Source organism: Bacillus sp. ISL-77, from assembly GCF_018613105.1.
The window spans coordinates 1-13,584 of record NZ_JAGGQY010000101.1 but is presented as its reverse complement, the minus strand read 5'-3'; the positions used below and the strand labels follow the sequence as shown (position 1 = coordinate 13,584).

Annotated in this window: 13 protein-coding genes and 1 pseudogene; 4 read left to right on the top strand and 10 right to left on the bottom strand. The window is 39.6% G+C overall.

What is annotated here, in order from left to right; all coding sequences use genetic code 11:
- Positions 1 to 7: 7 nt before the first annotated feature.
- From purH to purK, 8 genes and pseudogenes are all read right to left on the bottom strand, one after another.
- Positions 8 to 1,530: pseudogene (gene purH / locus J7E77_RS29770) on the bottom strand (bifunctional phosphoribosylaminoimidazolecarboxamide formyltransferase/IMP cyclohydrolase).
- The gene (gene purN, locus J7E77_RS29765; RefSeq protein ID WP_214719174.1) at positions 1,527 to 2,105 is read right to left on the bottom strand and encodes a phosphoribosylglycinamide formyltransferase; all 579 of its coding nucleotides are present in this window, start codon (positions 2,103 to 2,105) and stop codon (positions 1,527 to 1,529) included. Before purN ends, purH begins: the two are co-directional and overlap by 4 nt.
- Positions 2,106 to 2,107: 2 nt before the next feature.
- Positions 2,108 to 3,142, bottom strand: a complete 1,035-nt coding sequence (gene purM / locus J7E77_RS29760) for a phosphoribosylformylglycinamidine cyclo-ligase (protein ID WP_214719172.1) — start codon at positions 3,140 to 3,142, stop codon at positions 2,108 to 2,110.
- Positions 3,143 to 3,155: 13 nt separating this feature from the next.
- Positions 3,156 to 5,444, bottom strand: coding sequence for a phosphoribosylformylglycinamidine synthase subunit PurL (gene purL, locus J7E77_RS29755; RefSeq protein WP_214719170.1), 2,289 nt, complete (start codon positions 5,442 to 5,444; stop codon positions 3,156 to 3,158).
- Complete coding sequence (purQ, locus tag J7E77_RS29750) at positions 5,431 to 6,114, bottom strand: phosphoribosylformylglycinamidine synthase subunit PurQ (protein ID WP_214719168.1); 684 nt, start codon at positions 6,112 to 6,114, stop codon at positions 5,431 to 5,433. Before purQ ends, purL begins: the two co-directional genes overlap by 14 nt.
- Before the next feature lie 12 nt (positions 6,115 to 6,126).
- Positions 6,127 to 6,381: a phosphoribosylformylglycinamidine synthase subunit PurS gene (purS, locus tag J7E77_RS29745; RefSeq protein ID WP_214719167.1), complete on the bottom strand. Its 255-nt coding sequence runs from the start codon at positions 6,379 to 6,381 to the stop codon at positions 6,127 to 6,129.
- Positions 6,374 to 7,093, bottom strand: coding sequence for a phosphoribosylaminoimidazolesuccinocarboxamide synthase (gene purC, locus J7E77_RS29740; RefSeq protein ID WP_214719163.1), 720 nt, complete (start codon positions 7,091 to 7,093; stop codon positions 6,374 to 6,376). The genes purS and purC overlap by 8 nt, the downstream gene beginning before the upstream one ends.
- 65 nt (positions 7,094 to 7,158) lie before the next feature.
- Positions 7,159 to 8,286, bottom strand: a complete 1,128-nt coding sequence (gene purK, locus J7E77_RS29735) for a 5-(carboxyamino)imidazole ribonucleotide synthase (RefSeq protein WP_214719161.1) — start codon at positions 8,284 to 8,286, stop codon at positions 7,159 to 7,161.
- Between the two features lie 198 nt (positions 8,287 to 8,484).
- On the opposite strand from purK, the gene purF reads away from it, so the two are divergent.
- Positions 8,485 to 9,864: an amidophosphoribosyltransferase gene (gene purF / locus J7E77_RS29730; RefSeq protein WP_214719159.1), complete on the top strand. Its 1,380-nt coding sequence runs from the start codon at positions 8,485 to 8,487 to the stop codon at positions 9,862 to 9,864.
- A gap of 258 nt (positions 9,865 to 10,122) precedes the next feature.
- On the opposite strand, the gene J7E77_RS29725 is transcribed toward purF, so the two are convergent.
- Entirely contained in the window at positions 10,123 to 10,266 is a 144-nt protein-coding gene (locus J7E77_RS29725) for a hypothetical protein (RefSeq protein ID WP_214719157.1), read from the bottom strand.
- Positions 10,267 to 10,593: 327 nt separating this feature from the next.
- Here J7E77_RS29725 and J7E77_RS29720 point away from each other — a divergent pair, with 327 nt between their 5' ends.
- Positions 10,594 to 11,289, top strand: a complete 696-nt coding sequence (locus tag J7E77_RS29720) for an AIM24 family protein (RefSeq protein WP_214719200.1) — start codon at positions 10,594 to 10,596, stop codon at positions 11,287 to 11,289.
- A 111-nt stretch (positions 11,290 to 11,400) separates the two neighbouring features.
- On the opposite strand, the gene J7E77_RS29715 is transcribed toward J7E77_RS29720, so the two are convergent.
- The gene (locus tag J7E77_RS29715) at positions 11,401 to 11,850 is read right to left on the bottom strand and encodes a DinB family protein (protein ID WP_214719155.1); all 450 of its coding nucleotides are present in this window, start codon (positions 11,848 to 11,850) and stop codon (positions 11,401 to 11,403) included.
- 196 nt (positions 11,851 to 12,046) lie between these two features.
- Here J7E77_RS29715 and J7E77_RS29710 point away from each other — a divergent pair, with 196 nt between their 5' ends.
- On the top strand, positions 12,047 to 13,195 hold the full coding sequence (locus J7E77_RS29710) for an SLC13 family permease (protein ID WP_214719153.1): 1,149 nt from the start codon (positions 12,047 to 12,049) through the stop codon (positions 13,193 to 13,195).
- Between the two features lie 118 nt (positions 13,196 to 13,313).
- The coding region (locus J7E77_RS29705; protein ID WP_214719151.1) for a helix-turn-helix domain-containing protein at positions 13,314 to 13,584 on the top strand (271 nt) is incomplete at its 3' end.

Sequence of the window (13,584 nt, the reverse complement as noted above, 5' to 3'; positions counted from 1 at the left end):
TTACCTCCTAGTGTTTAAAATGTCTTATGCCCGTAAACACCATGGCGATTCCATGCTTATTTGCTGCTTCAATCGATTCTTCATCCCGAATCGATCCACCTGGTTGAATGATGGCGGTAATACCTGACTTAGCAGCTTCTTCGACCGTGTCTGACATCGGAAAAAATGCATCGGAAGCAAGGAAGGAACCAATTGCTTTATCTCCCCTTGCTCGATGGCTATTTTCGCTGAACCTACCCGATTCATTTGACCAGCACCAACGCCAATTGTTTGAAAATCCTTTGTCAGCACAATTGCATTGGACTTCACATGTTTCACCACTTTCCAGGCAAAAAGAAGCTGTTCCACCTCTTCTTCCGTAGGCTTTCTTTCGGTAACTCCTTCGAACTAATTTGCTTTACATCTTCTTCCTGAACTAGTACTCCTCCAGAAACAGAGGAAAGCTGCCGTTCTGGTTGCGAGTCCATTTTTAACTCGGCGACTCGAAGCAAGCGGAGGTTTTTCTTCTCCTTCAACACTTCCAATGCCTCTTCATCAAAATCAGGCGCCATAATGATTTCAAGAAATATTTCTTTCATCCTTTCAGCTGTTGGCCTATCAATTTTACGATTTGCGGCAATGATTCCGCCAAAAATCGATACAGGATCGGATTCATAAGCCTTTTGATACGCCTCAATGATTGTCTTTCCGATACCTACTCCGCATGGATTGGTATGTTTTACCGCTACGACTGCTGGTTGAACAAATTCTTTTACTAATTTTAAAGCCGCATCATCATCATTGATATTATTGTAAGATAATTATTTTCCGTGTAATTGTTCAGCTGTTGATAAAGTTCCTGATTTTGTTAATGGTTTTCGGTAGTAGGCCGCTTTTTGATGAGGGTTCTCTCCGTATCGCAGGTCTTGTGCTTTCTCGAATGTAACGGTATATTGCTCCGGCCACTCTTCTCCCACTTGATTCGTTAAATAATTGGAAATTTAGGAATCTTAGGCCGCAGTATGACGAAACACTTTCGCCGCTAACCTTCTTTTTGTATCTATGTTCACATCCCCATTTTTCATTTCAGTCAGAATGATTGGATAATCCTGAGCATCCACAACAACGGTAACAAAAGCATGATTTTTAGCTGCTGAACGCAGCATAGTCGGACCGCCGATATCAATGTTTTCGATTGCATCTTCATAGGTAACATTGGGTTTCGCAATCGTTTCTCTAAAGGGATATAAATTCACCACCACCAAATCTATCGGCTGAATGCCCAGCTCTTCAATTTGCTTACGATGTTCTGCCTTATCTCTTATGGCTAAAAGGCCACTATGAATATTGGGATGAAGTGTTTTTACACGACCATCTAATATTTCTGGAAAACCAGTAACCTCAGATATTCCAGTTACCTTTACACCTTTTTCAGCAAGCAGCTTTTGCCGTACCGCCAGTTGAGATAATTTCCACTCCGAGTGCTTGTAATTCCTGTGCAAATTCCAAGATTCCCGTTTTATCTGAAACACTTTTCAGGGCCCTTCTCATTTTACAACCTCCTTATTCGCCAGGCTCTGGATCACTTCCGGAAATAATGTGTGCTCTTGCTCTTGAATCTTTTTGATTAATGTTTCTCTTGTCTCATCCGAATCGATTGTGACTGTTCGCTGGGCGATAATAGGCCCTGTATCCATTCCTTCGTCGACATAATGGACCGTGACACCGGTCACCTTTACCCCATAATCCAGTGCTTGACCAATGGCATCTTTTCCTGCGAATGCTGGCAATAAGGACGGGTGGACATTGATTATTTTCCGATCGTAAGCCTGGAGTAAGACATGACCTAGCAGTCGCATATATCCGGCCAGTACGATAAAATCAACGTCCAGTTGTGTTAACTTTTTAAGGATCTCTTCTTCATAAGCCTGTTTGTTTGGATAGTCCTTGGCCATAAAAGTAAACACCGGAATCCGTTCATCCCTTGCTTTCTGGACTGCAAGGGCTTCAGGACGGTCACTGACCAGTAAAACCACTTCAACGTTTTTGATTTTTTTCGAATGAATGGATTCTATAATCGCCGCAAAATTAGAACCCGTACCAGAAGCAAAAACTGCAATCTTCATATTTACTCCTTCTTGAATACGACGTCTTCAGTACCTTTTTGCACTGTACCAATTACGTAGGCATCCTCACCCAACGTTTGCAGGTGCTCGATAATTGCCGTGGTTTCTTCAGAATCTACAACTAATATCATTCCGATTCCCATATTAAAGGTTCGGAACATATCATAATCTGAAATATCGCCTGATTTTTGGATAAAGGAAAAAATTCCTGGGACTTTCCAAGATCCCTCCTTAATTTCGGCTTGAAAGCCTTTTGGAAGAATTCGTGGAATATTATCATAAAAACCTCCTCCCGTTACATGAACAAGACCATAGACAGTATATTTTCTTACAGTTGAAAGGATGGATTTTACATAAATTTTGGTTGGTTCAAGCAATACACTTCCCAGTTCAGCCCCCAATTCATCCACATAGTCACCTAATGAGAACTTAGCATCCTCCAATAGAACTTTTCGGACAAGTGAAAAACCATTGCTATGTACTCCACTTGAAGCTAAACCAATTAGAACTTGACCTTCTTTTACTTGCGAACCATCAATGACATGTTTTTGATCTACCATACCAACGGTAAAGCCTGCAATATCATATTCCTCGTCCTGATACATTCCCGGCATCTCGGCAGTTTCCCCGCCAATTAGTGAACACCCCGCCTGCACACAACCATCTGCAATCCCTTTAACTATGGCTTCAATTTTTTCCGGGATGATCTTACCACAGGCTAAATAATCTAGAAAAAAAAGCGGCTCGGCCCCTTGGACGATAACGTCATTCACACACATGGCAACCGCATCGATTCCAATCGTATCATGCTTGTTCATGGCAAAAGCAATTTTCAATTTGGTCCCTACTCCATCCGTACCAGAAACAAAAACAGGTTCTTCCATCTTCGTTAAATCTGGTTTAAATAGAGCCCCAAACCCTCCTAATCCCGTTAAAACCTCTGGACGGAAGGTTTTTTTTACATGTTTTTTCATTCGTTCAACGGCTTCATTTCCCGCATCGATATTGACCCCAGCTTGGCGGTACGCATCACTCATTCGTTTCTCTCCTTTACGGTAAACTTGCAGAGATTTCCTGCATATTGAGCTTTTTTAATAATCCCGAACGCATTATGTTAGGAATTGCATTCTTCCAGGCTTCTTTTAATGTAGTAATCGGTTGAGAAATAACGGTCTTTCCATTATGTGTAATTGATAGTTCCTGACCTTTCACCCTACCGATTTCTTTTATAGGCACCTCCTGCTGTTGCGCCATTTCCTTTATCCTCTCCGCATGTTCCGGAGAAACGGAAAGAATGATTCGAGATTGAGTTTCACTAAAGAGGCTTAAGTCCGTTCGCAGTTCATCGGTTAACTTGATTTCTGCTCCCAACTTCCCACCAATACAGCTTTCAGCTATTGCTACTGCTAAACCGCCTTCTGCCGTATCATGAGCTGATTGGACTAATCCTTCTTGAATCATATTAAGGGTAAAGGTTTGAATCTTTTTTTCCAAATCAAGGTTTAACTGCGGCGGGCGCCCTTCGATCTTGCCTGTCATAATTTTTTGGTATTCCGACCCGCCTATTTCTGCTTTTGTTTCCCCAATTAAAAAGATTATATCTCCGTCTTTTTTTAATTCTTGAGTAGTAATATGGTCGATATCTTTAATTAGCCCGACCATGCCAATGGTTGGTGTTGGAAAAATAGCTTCTCCTTTTGTTTCGTTATATAGGCTGACGTTTCCGCCAATAACCGGAGTATTGAGTTGACGGCACGCTTCACTAATTCCATCCGCTGCCTTTTCAAACTGCCAGAAGATTTCCGGCTTTTCTGGACTTCCAAAGTTCAAGTTATCAGTAATAGCTAAAGGCTCTGCACCGGAACAAACGACATTACGGGCCGCTTCCGCTACCGCAATAGCTCCTCCAACAAACGGATCAAGATATACATACCTTCCGTTGCAATCCGTTGTCATCGCCAATGCTTTTCGTGTTCCACGGATAGCAACTACAGCCGCATCCGATCCAGGTATGACTGCCGTATTTGTTCTAACCATATAGTCATACTGTTGATATACCCACTCTTTGCTGGCAATCGTCGGCGATGCTAGCAGCTGTTGCAGAACTGAATGATAATCCTTTGGCTCTTCAATAGCTGCAGCTGTGTCTAAGGATGAATATTGTTCGTAATAGGGCGCCTCTTTAGATGGCTTACAATACACTGGGGCATCTTCTGCCAGCTTGTCAGCGGGGATTTCCGCAACAATTTCTCCCTTGTGAAGTAAACGGAGTTGGTTATCATCAGTCACCCTGCCGATCACAGCGGAGTGGAGCCCCCATTTATCAAATATCTTTTTTACTTCCCCTTCCTTTCCTTTTTTCGCAACAACCAGCATTCTTTCTTGTGATTCGGAAAGCATCATTTCGTAGGCATTCATTCCTCTTTCTCGCTGTGGAACGAGATCAAGATCCAATTCAACGCCATTTCCCGCTTTACTGGCCATTTCAGAGCTTGAGCTGGTTAAACCTGCTGCCCCCATATCTTGTATCCCGACCACATGACCAGAGGCGATTAATTCAAGAGTGGCTTCCAGCAGCAATTTTTCCATAAAAGGATCTCCCACTTGGACGGCTGGACGTTTCGCTTCGGAATTTTCACTCAACTCTTCTGAAGCGAATGTAGCTCCATGAATGCCGTCTCTTCCGGTAGCAGCTCCAACATAAATTACAGGGTTATCAATCCCTTTAGCCACGCCTTTTTGAATTTCATCATGGCTGATTAAACCCACACACATGGCATTAACAAGGGGATTGCCTTCATAGCAATCATCAAAGTAGATCTCTCCGCCAACCGTCGGTATGCCCATACAGTTACCATATCCGGCAATACCCGCAACCACATTTTCAAAGATATATTTGGTTTTTGGGTTATCAAGTTCGCCAAAACGAAGCGAGTTCAATAAAGCGATTGGGCGAGCCCCCATAGAAAAAACATCCCGAATGATACCGCCAACCCCCGTTGCAGCACCTTGATAGGGCTCAATCGCCGAAGGATGATTATGGCTTTCAATTTTAAACACGACTGCTTGATTATCACCGATATCAACGATACCTGCTCCTTCTCCAGGGCCTTGCAAGACATGCGGACCGGAAGTCGGAAAACGTTTTAGCACTACCTTCGAATTTTTATAGCTGCAATGTTCGGACCACATGACACTAAATATGCCCGTTTCCGTATAATTTGGTTTCCGCCCAAGGATTTCGATTACTTTATCAAATTCTTCATCGGTTAATCCCATTTCCCGATAGACCTTCTGCTGGGCGATTTGCTCAGGATTTGGTTCTTTAAACTGTACCATGTTGTTTCCTCCAGTAACTTAAAATAGATGAAAACATACGTTTTCCGTCATCTGTTCCCAGCCATTTATGAACCGCACGTTCCGGGTGGGGCATTAAACCTAATACATTTCCTCTCTCATTGATCACCCCTGCAATCTCAGAAATCGACCCATTTGGATTCGTCCCTTTATATCTGAATACGATTTGATTGTTTTTTTCTAATTGATCCAATGTCTCTTGATCACAATAATAATTTCCGTCGCCATGGGCAATGGGAATACGTATCGTTTCACCTTCTTGATAGTCTAATGTGAACGGAGTTTGATTGTTTTCTACTTTTAAATCAATAGTGTCACAATGAAATTTTAACCGCTGATTTCTTCTTAAAGCACCTGGCAAAAGATTAGCTTCAGTTAGTATTTGAAATCCATTACAGACACCAAGAATCAATTTCCCTTCTTCAGCCGCAATTTTCACCTGCTCCATGACAGGAGACAAGCTCGCAACAGCCCCTGGCCGCAAGTAATCTCCATAGGAAAATCCCCCTGGAACAAGAATCGCATCATATTTTGATAGGTCCGTTTCTAGATGCCATACATATTCGACCGACTGTTCAATCGTATCTAAAACAGCCTTATACATATCCACATCGCAATTTGAGCCAGGAAAAACCAGTACAGCAAAGTTCAACTTATTCCCCTCCTATCCTTCCTGCTTAGTAAGTTCAAACCGAAAGTCTTCAATCACCGTATTGGCTAACAGCTTCTCACACATATCCTTTACTCGTTCTGCTGCCGCCTTTTGATCATCGCTATTAATTTCAAGCTCCATGTATTTTCCTATTCGTACATCTCCAACCTCATCATATCCTAGTGAATGCAGTGACTCATGTACGGCATTCCCTTGTGGATCTAATACACTTTCTCTTAAGGTTACATATACCGTTGCTTTAAACATTGACACTACCCCCAATTCTCCTTAATATTTCTTGATAGGCTTCCTCAACGTTCCCTAAATCCCGCCTAAACCGATCTTTATCTAACTTTTCCTTTGTATGGGCATCCCAAAATCGACACGTATCCGGAGAGATTTCGTCTGCTAAGATAATAGTTCCTGCTGGGGTTTTTCCGAACTCTACTTTAAAATCCACTAAGATAATATCTTTGTTTAACAGATATTCGTTCATAATTTCATTGATTTTTAATGCTTCCTTTCGAATGGCTGCTACTTCAGACTCTTTAGCCAGCCCAAGAATGGCAATATGATCATTGTTAATCAAAGGGTCCCCCAGCTCATCATTTTTATAGTAGAATTCTACAATTGTTTCTGGGAGTTCCTTCCCTTCCTTCCATCCCAGCCTTTTTGCAAGTGAGCCCGCCGCTATATTTCGAACGACAACCTCAATCGGGATAATCTCTACTTGCTGAACAATCTGCTCTGTTGATGAAATCTTTTTAATAAAATGATTATCCACGCCTTTTTCTTTTAATAAACTTAGGAAAATGGCACTAATCTCATTATTTAGAGTTCCTTTTCCTGCTATTTGACCTTTTTTCTCGCCATTGAAGGCAGTGGCATCATCTTTATATTCAATCCAATACTTTCCTGGTTCTGATGTTTTAAACACTTTTTTCGCTTTACCTTCATAAAGCTGTTCTAATTTTTCCATTATTTTTCACTCTTTTCACTGTTTGGTTATGTTTTTAGCCGGACAACTAAAATAGCCGCGTATCCTTATGACCAAATTCCAAGATCCTTAATTTGCTCGTCTATTCGCTCGAGAGTTGAACCTAAAAAATTAATGTGACCCATTTTCCGATTTTCTACGCTTTCCTTTTTGCCGTATAAATGTAGTTTGGCTGTTGGAGGAAGCTGTTCTATTTTATCTAGCACTTGCCTTAGATGCTGACCTAAAATATTAACCATTATAATCGGAGTTAAAAGAGTAGTATCTCCTAAGGGCAGTCCACATATTGCCCGAATATGTTGCTCAAATTGAGAAGTAATACATGCGTCCATTGAATAATGCCCGGAATTATGGGGTCTTGGTGCTAACTCGTTCACGATAATTTCACCATCATTCGTAAGGAACATCTCTATCGCAATTAATCCAACTACTTGTAAGGAGTCTGCTATTTTCAATGCTGTAGTTTCCGCTTGAATCCTTTGCTCATCGGTGATTCTAGCAGGAACGAAAGACTGATGCAGGATATTATTAATATGGACATTTTCAGCTACTGGGAAAGTTTTTGTTTGACCTTTAATATTTCGGGCAACAATCACTGATAATTCTTTACTAAACGGGATAAATTGTTCGATGATCATGTCCATCCCTGCCTTATTCCAAGCCTCCTTTGCAATTGGAATTTCATCCCTTTTTTTTATTACCCATTGCCCTTTCCCGTCGTATCCCCCTGTAGCTGTTTTCATTATGAAAGGCAATCCCAAACAATCGATAGCCGTTTCAATGTCATTCTCCGATTGTATGACCAAGAAAGGAGCTACTGGCACATTGATGGACTTTAACGTGGATTTTTCCCGAATACGATTTTGGGTTATTTTGAGCAGCTCGCTTCCTTGAGGTACAAAGGATGTAGTTTCTAACATGGAGGTTATAGTAGAATCTACATTTTCAAATTCATAAGTAATAACATCTGAGGAATCTGCTAGTTCTTTAACTGCTTTAAGCTCAAAATAGGGAGCTGTGATTTGAAGATCTGCAACCTGTCCACATGGTGAGTTAGGTGTCGGATCCAAAGTAATGAAACGATATCCCATATTTCTACCAGCAATTGAAATCATTCTTCCAAGCTGGCCTCCCCCTAAGATACCAATGGTTGAGCTGGGTTTAATTAATGTCAAAGTATTTCTCCTCCCTGACCTTATATAAATTTTTCATAATTTTAGGTTTTCCTGAAACACACTCCTTTACTTTTTTTAATCAAAAAAAACTTTTATTGTTTATAAAACCAATACAAATCATCTAGACATGAGAGATAAGGATAAAAATTCTGCTTTCGCCAAAAATAATGAAATGACATAAAGGGGAGGAATACTAAAATGGATTCAGAAATGCAGGAAAAATGCGGTGTATTTGGAGTTTTTAATCACCCCCAAGCGGCCGATTTAACATATTATGGACTACATGCCCTTCAACACCGTGGCCAGGAGAGTGCAGGAATTGTGGCTAGTGATGGAAAATCATTCAGGTATCACAGGGGAATGGGATTAGTTACCCAAGTATTTTCACGTGAGATCCTTGATGGACTAAGCGGAAATATGACCATCGGTCATGTACGATATTCTACTTCTGGTGCAAGTTTACTACAAAACGCACAACCTCTTGTTTTTAAGTACAGTGAGGGCGATTTGGCCGTTGCCCATAACGGGAACCTAGTGAATGCCAATATCGAACGGAAGGTTCTCCAGCAACAGGGTGCCATCTTTCAGACAACAACTGATACGGAAATTATTGCTCACCTAATAGCCCGTTCCAGTAAAAAATATTTTAATGAAGCTGGACCTGATGTCCTGAAGCGGATTGACGGTTCCTTTGCTTTGCTGATCATGACCGATAAAGAAATGCTGATTGCCCTAGATCGTCATGGGTTACGTCCCCTTAGCCTTGGAAAAATCGGTGAATCCATTATCGCGTCATCAGAAACATGTGGACTAAATGCGGTAGATGCTAAGTTCTGGAGGGATGTTGAACCGGGCGAATGGCTTCTTGTTAACGAGAAGGGAATAAAAACAGGAAGATTTGCTGCAAAAGGTGACGTTTCCCTTTGCTCCTTTGAATTTGTTTATTTTGCTCGTCCAGATAGTGTGATTCATGGAAGAAGTGTCTTAGCCATACGGAAAGAATTAGGCCAAATTTTAGCAAAAGAACATCCGACACCAGCTGATGTTGTCGTTGCCGTTCCAGAATCGAGTGTCCCTGCAGCAATGGGTTATGCCCAACAATCAGGAATTCCATATGAAATGGGAATCATCAAAAACCCCTATGCCGGTCGTTCATTTATTGAACCAACCCAAGAATTGCGGGACTTGGCCGTTCGTCTAAAATTAAGTGCTGTCCGTGAAATTCTCGAGGATAAGCGGGTCGTGCTTGTTGATGATTCGATTGTTCGCGGAACGACAAGCAAGCGAATTGTTGAATTGATTCGTCAGGCAGGTGCCAAGGAGGTCCATGTTCGAATTAGTTCCCCTATGGTAAGAAATCCTTGTTTTTATGGAGTGGATATGCCGACCAAAGAAGAACTTTTTGCTAACAAACATGAGCATGAACGAGCAATGGGAAATGTGATTGGAGCAGATTCATTAGCCTTCTTAAGTACGGAAGGGTTATTAGAGGCGGTAGATGTAGATCTTGCAGAAACAAGCAGTCGCTGTATCGCCTGTTTTAGTGGAGCATATCCAACTAAATTATATTTGAAGTGATAACCTTAATTAAACTAGGACCTTCTAAAATGGAAGTCCTAGTTTATCATTGTATTTATTCCCGAATAAACCCAAACTTTTGAAATCAAATTATCTTTTCATTCATAAATTGCGATTATTATTATTGTTAGTTTAGATGTTACGATAAAGAAAAACCTTCAAATTTATGAAGGTTTTAGCTTATTAATACGAATATTTGATTCAAGCCTTGCAAAAAAAGAAATATGCGAGCTATTTCCCCTGAAAATCACTAATTAATTAATTTTCATCATTTTCGTACGCGATAACCACTACTTTTTTATGAGCTTGCTCACTTATTTTTTCTTCTAGTGATTGAATTTCATTGATTAAATTAGGTGAAAGCGTAGCTGCAACATACTGATTTTCACTATTCAATATCATTACTCCTTTGCGATATTTGTCTTAGGTATCTTTAAAAACCTAAATTAAAGATTTTCCTGCATCAGGAGAAAGAATTGGATCCCAGCCGGTAATAATAGCACTTTTTCTGCCTGAATATCATTATTATTCAGTTCACTTCAATGTCTTATTCATTTTCGTAATTGTCTACCCCTCAATTTGAAATTCCTGTGGAGAAATTTGATTACCTTGTGCATTATTATTATTACACCACCTTTTGTGAAAGGATAAATTTTTCTTTTCCTCCCAAAAATTTGAAACAAAAATGATTGGAACTCGTAGATAAAGGGAGGAAAGGATATGGGTGCATTGAACAGATACTCAATTGAAGAATTTATCAAACAATCGGAGCAGAAGGATAAAGGCGAAGGTTTTTTTGAATTAGAGACTCCTCGGCTTTTGGAGGTAAATTTAGACGGTCAAGTTTGGGCCAAAGCTGGCTCAATGGTTGCCTATCATGGAGAAATAAAATTTGTACGTGAAGGAATATTAGAACACGGTCTAGGAACCGCGTTCAAAAAAGCATTTACAGGAGAAGGCGCTTCCTTAATGAAAGCGAACGGAAAAGGCAAGTTATATCTCGCGGATAGCGGCAAGAAGATCATCATCCTGAATTTACAAAACGAATCCATCTATATTAATGGGAATGATCTACTTGCTTTTGAACCAAGTATTAAATCGGAAATTAAATTAATGAAGAAAATTGCCGGAATGATGGCAGGCGGGTTATTTAATGTTCGTTGTGAAGGAACCGGAATGATTGCTTTTACTGCGCATTACGAACCACTCACCTTAAGGGTGTCGCCTGGCAACCCTATGATAACGGATCCAAACGCAACTGTAGCCTGGTCAGGAAATCTTAAGCCTGAATTTCAAACAGATATCAGTTTAAAGACTTTTCTTGGAAGAGGCAGCGGTGAGTCCATTCAAATGAGGTTCGAAGGTGAAGGCTTTGTTGTAATCCAACCCTACGAAGAGGTTTACATGAAAGCAAAGCAAAGTTAGTTGGGTTGGTGAAAAAGGTAAACACCAAAAAAAAGTTCCTGGTACCATCCAAATTTGATGGTACCAGGAACTTTTTTTGGCTTTCTGGCGTTCACCATTTATTACCCTCTTCTATCTCCTAAATGTAACAAAGTCTACATTAACAGGTTCGCTTTCATTAGCTCTCAGAAGTAGATTGATCTGTCCTCGGTGATATTGACCATGTAATGCAACATGGGTCAATATATCCCTTACCGAATTTTGAAACTCTTTGCCTTTACTATTTCTGTATAAAACGATCTGTTTGAGATCAGAATTGGATAAACCAGAAAGAAATTCTTTAAAGTTTTGCAGATTTTGATTAACAAGTTCTGCACAGGCTTCTAAACTGACCTCTGCCCAAATAGGTAATTTGGAACTGTCCGATCCTTTTAGCCTAGTAAACCACACATGTTCTGCCAAAAGCAGATGTGAGAATAGATTCTTAACTTGTTTGTTCTCTCCTTCCATATTTTTCAAGGTTTCAAGAATTCGTTGATTAGACCAATGTAAATGCTCAAACATATTTCGAATCGTTTCCACATGACCACCTCCATGTATTTAAACAATATGTATTATCAAATAGAATTTAGAACCATTTACATTTTAGACAATACCAACATATTTTTGTTATACATCATTACTAATTTTAGGTATTATCATCGATAGGTTTCCAACCATAAATGTACATGTTAGAATCGTATAGTTGTTATATTCTATCTACTACTGGTGGTGTGTTGTGAAAGAATCTGTACTAATACAAGAAAACAAAAGAATCAAACTGAATTTTAGTTTTCTAAAAAAAGACATGGTCTTTACCGTCTCACTTATATTAGCAGCGACAAGTTGTTTTATTCATCCTATCAAACTGGAGTATATAAATTTTCAAGTATTGGTCAGTTTATTTAGCCTTATGCTTACCATTAAGGCTTTGGAAGAACTTAAATTGCTAGAAAAATTCGCTATTGTCATTATAAATAATTGCAATAATAGCAGATCCGTTTCTGCCATACTGATTTTGTTATGTTTTTTTAGCTCCATGTTTGTTACGAACGATATTGCGCTTCTTACTTTGGTACCATTGACCCTAGTTGTCAGTAGGAAGACCAAAATGCCCATGATGGAGACCATTATTCTTCAAACCATTGCGGCCAATATTGGAAGTAGTCTAACTCCCATGGGAAATCCGCAAAATTTGTTCATTTATTCTTATTATGGGATCAAGCCTATGCCCTTTTTTATGACCGTCCTATTCCTGGCTGTCCTTGGGATTAGTTCTCTCTATTTACTTATTAATAGACTTCATAAAAGAGAATTGAAAGTAGTCCTGACTCCACTTCCGATAGACGATTGGAAAAAACCAACTGTCTGGGGATTAGTACTGGCTATAATCATTGCTTCTATTTTTGGTGTCGTCAGTTACCAAGTTGCCTTAGTAGTTACATTAATGACCGTGGTCGGTTTGAATGTAAAATTATTGATCAAAATTGATTATCTGTTACTCTTAACATTTATCTGTTTTTTTATCTTTATTGGAAATGTATCCAATTCAAATACATTACAAGCCGTTGCCAGTGCCAGTCTGAAAGACCCTACTTCCGTCTATTTTAGTTCGATATTTTTAAGCCAATTTATTAGTAACGTCCCTGCTTCTATCCTCCTGGCAGAATTCACAACAGATTGGAAACCTTTATTATTGGGAGTTAATATTGGCGGACTTGGGACCATTGTTGCTTCATTAGCCAGTGTGATTTCTTACAAACTATTCATTCAGGCAAATCCAACCGAGAGTAAAAAATATTTAATTAAATTTAGTCTCTATAATTTTTCCTTTTTAGCGTTTTTAAGTTTGATTCAGTACTTTATCATTAAACTATTTTTAAATTGAGCTTTTTCATATGCAGTGTATTTAAAAAATCAGGCACCATCCAGAGAATGATATGCTCCCGATAAAGTAGACAGATGAAATAATAAAAATCTGTTTTACGTTATTGGGGGCTTTTTCTATGGCAAAAAGTGCTTTTACTGCACAAGAAAAATATGCGTTAATAGTGGCATTTGAGGACAGGCAAACCTCGATTCTAGACTTCTGTGTTCAACACAATATATCTAAACATACTATCAAAAATTGGATTTATTTATTTCAGACATATGGAATTGATGGACTTCAAGATTCAACTAGTTGGAAACGGTACTCCCAAGCGGTAAAAACAGCTGCCGTACTTGATTATCTTTCCGGAACCTATTCCCAGACAGAGATTGTACGTAAGTATGAAA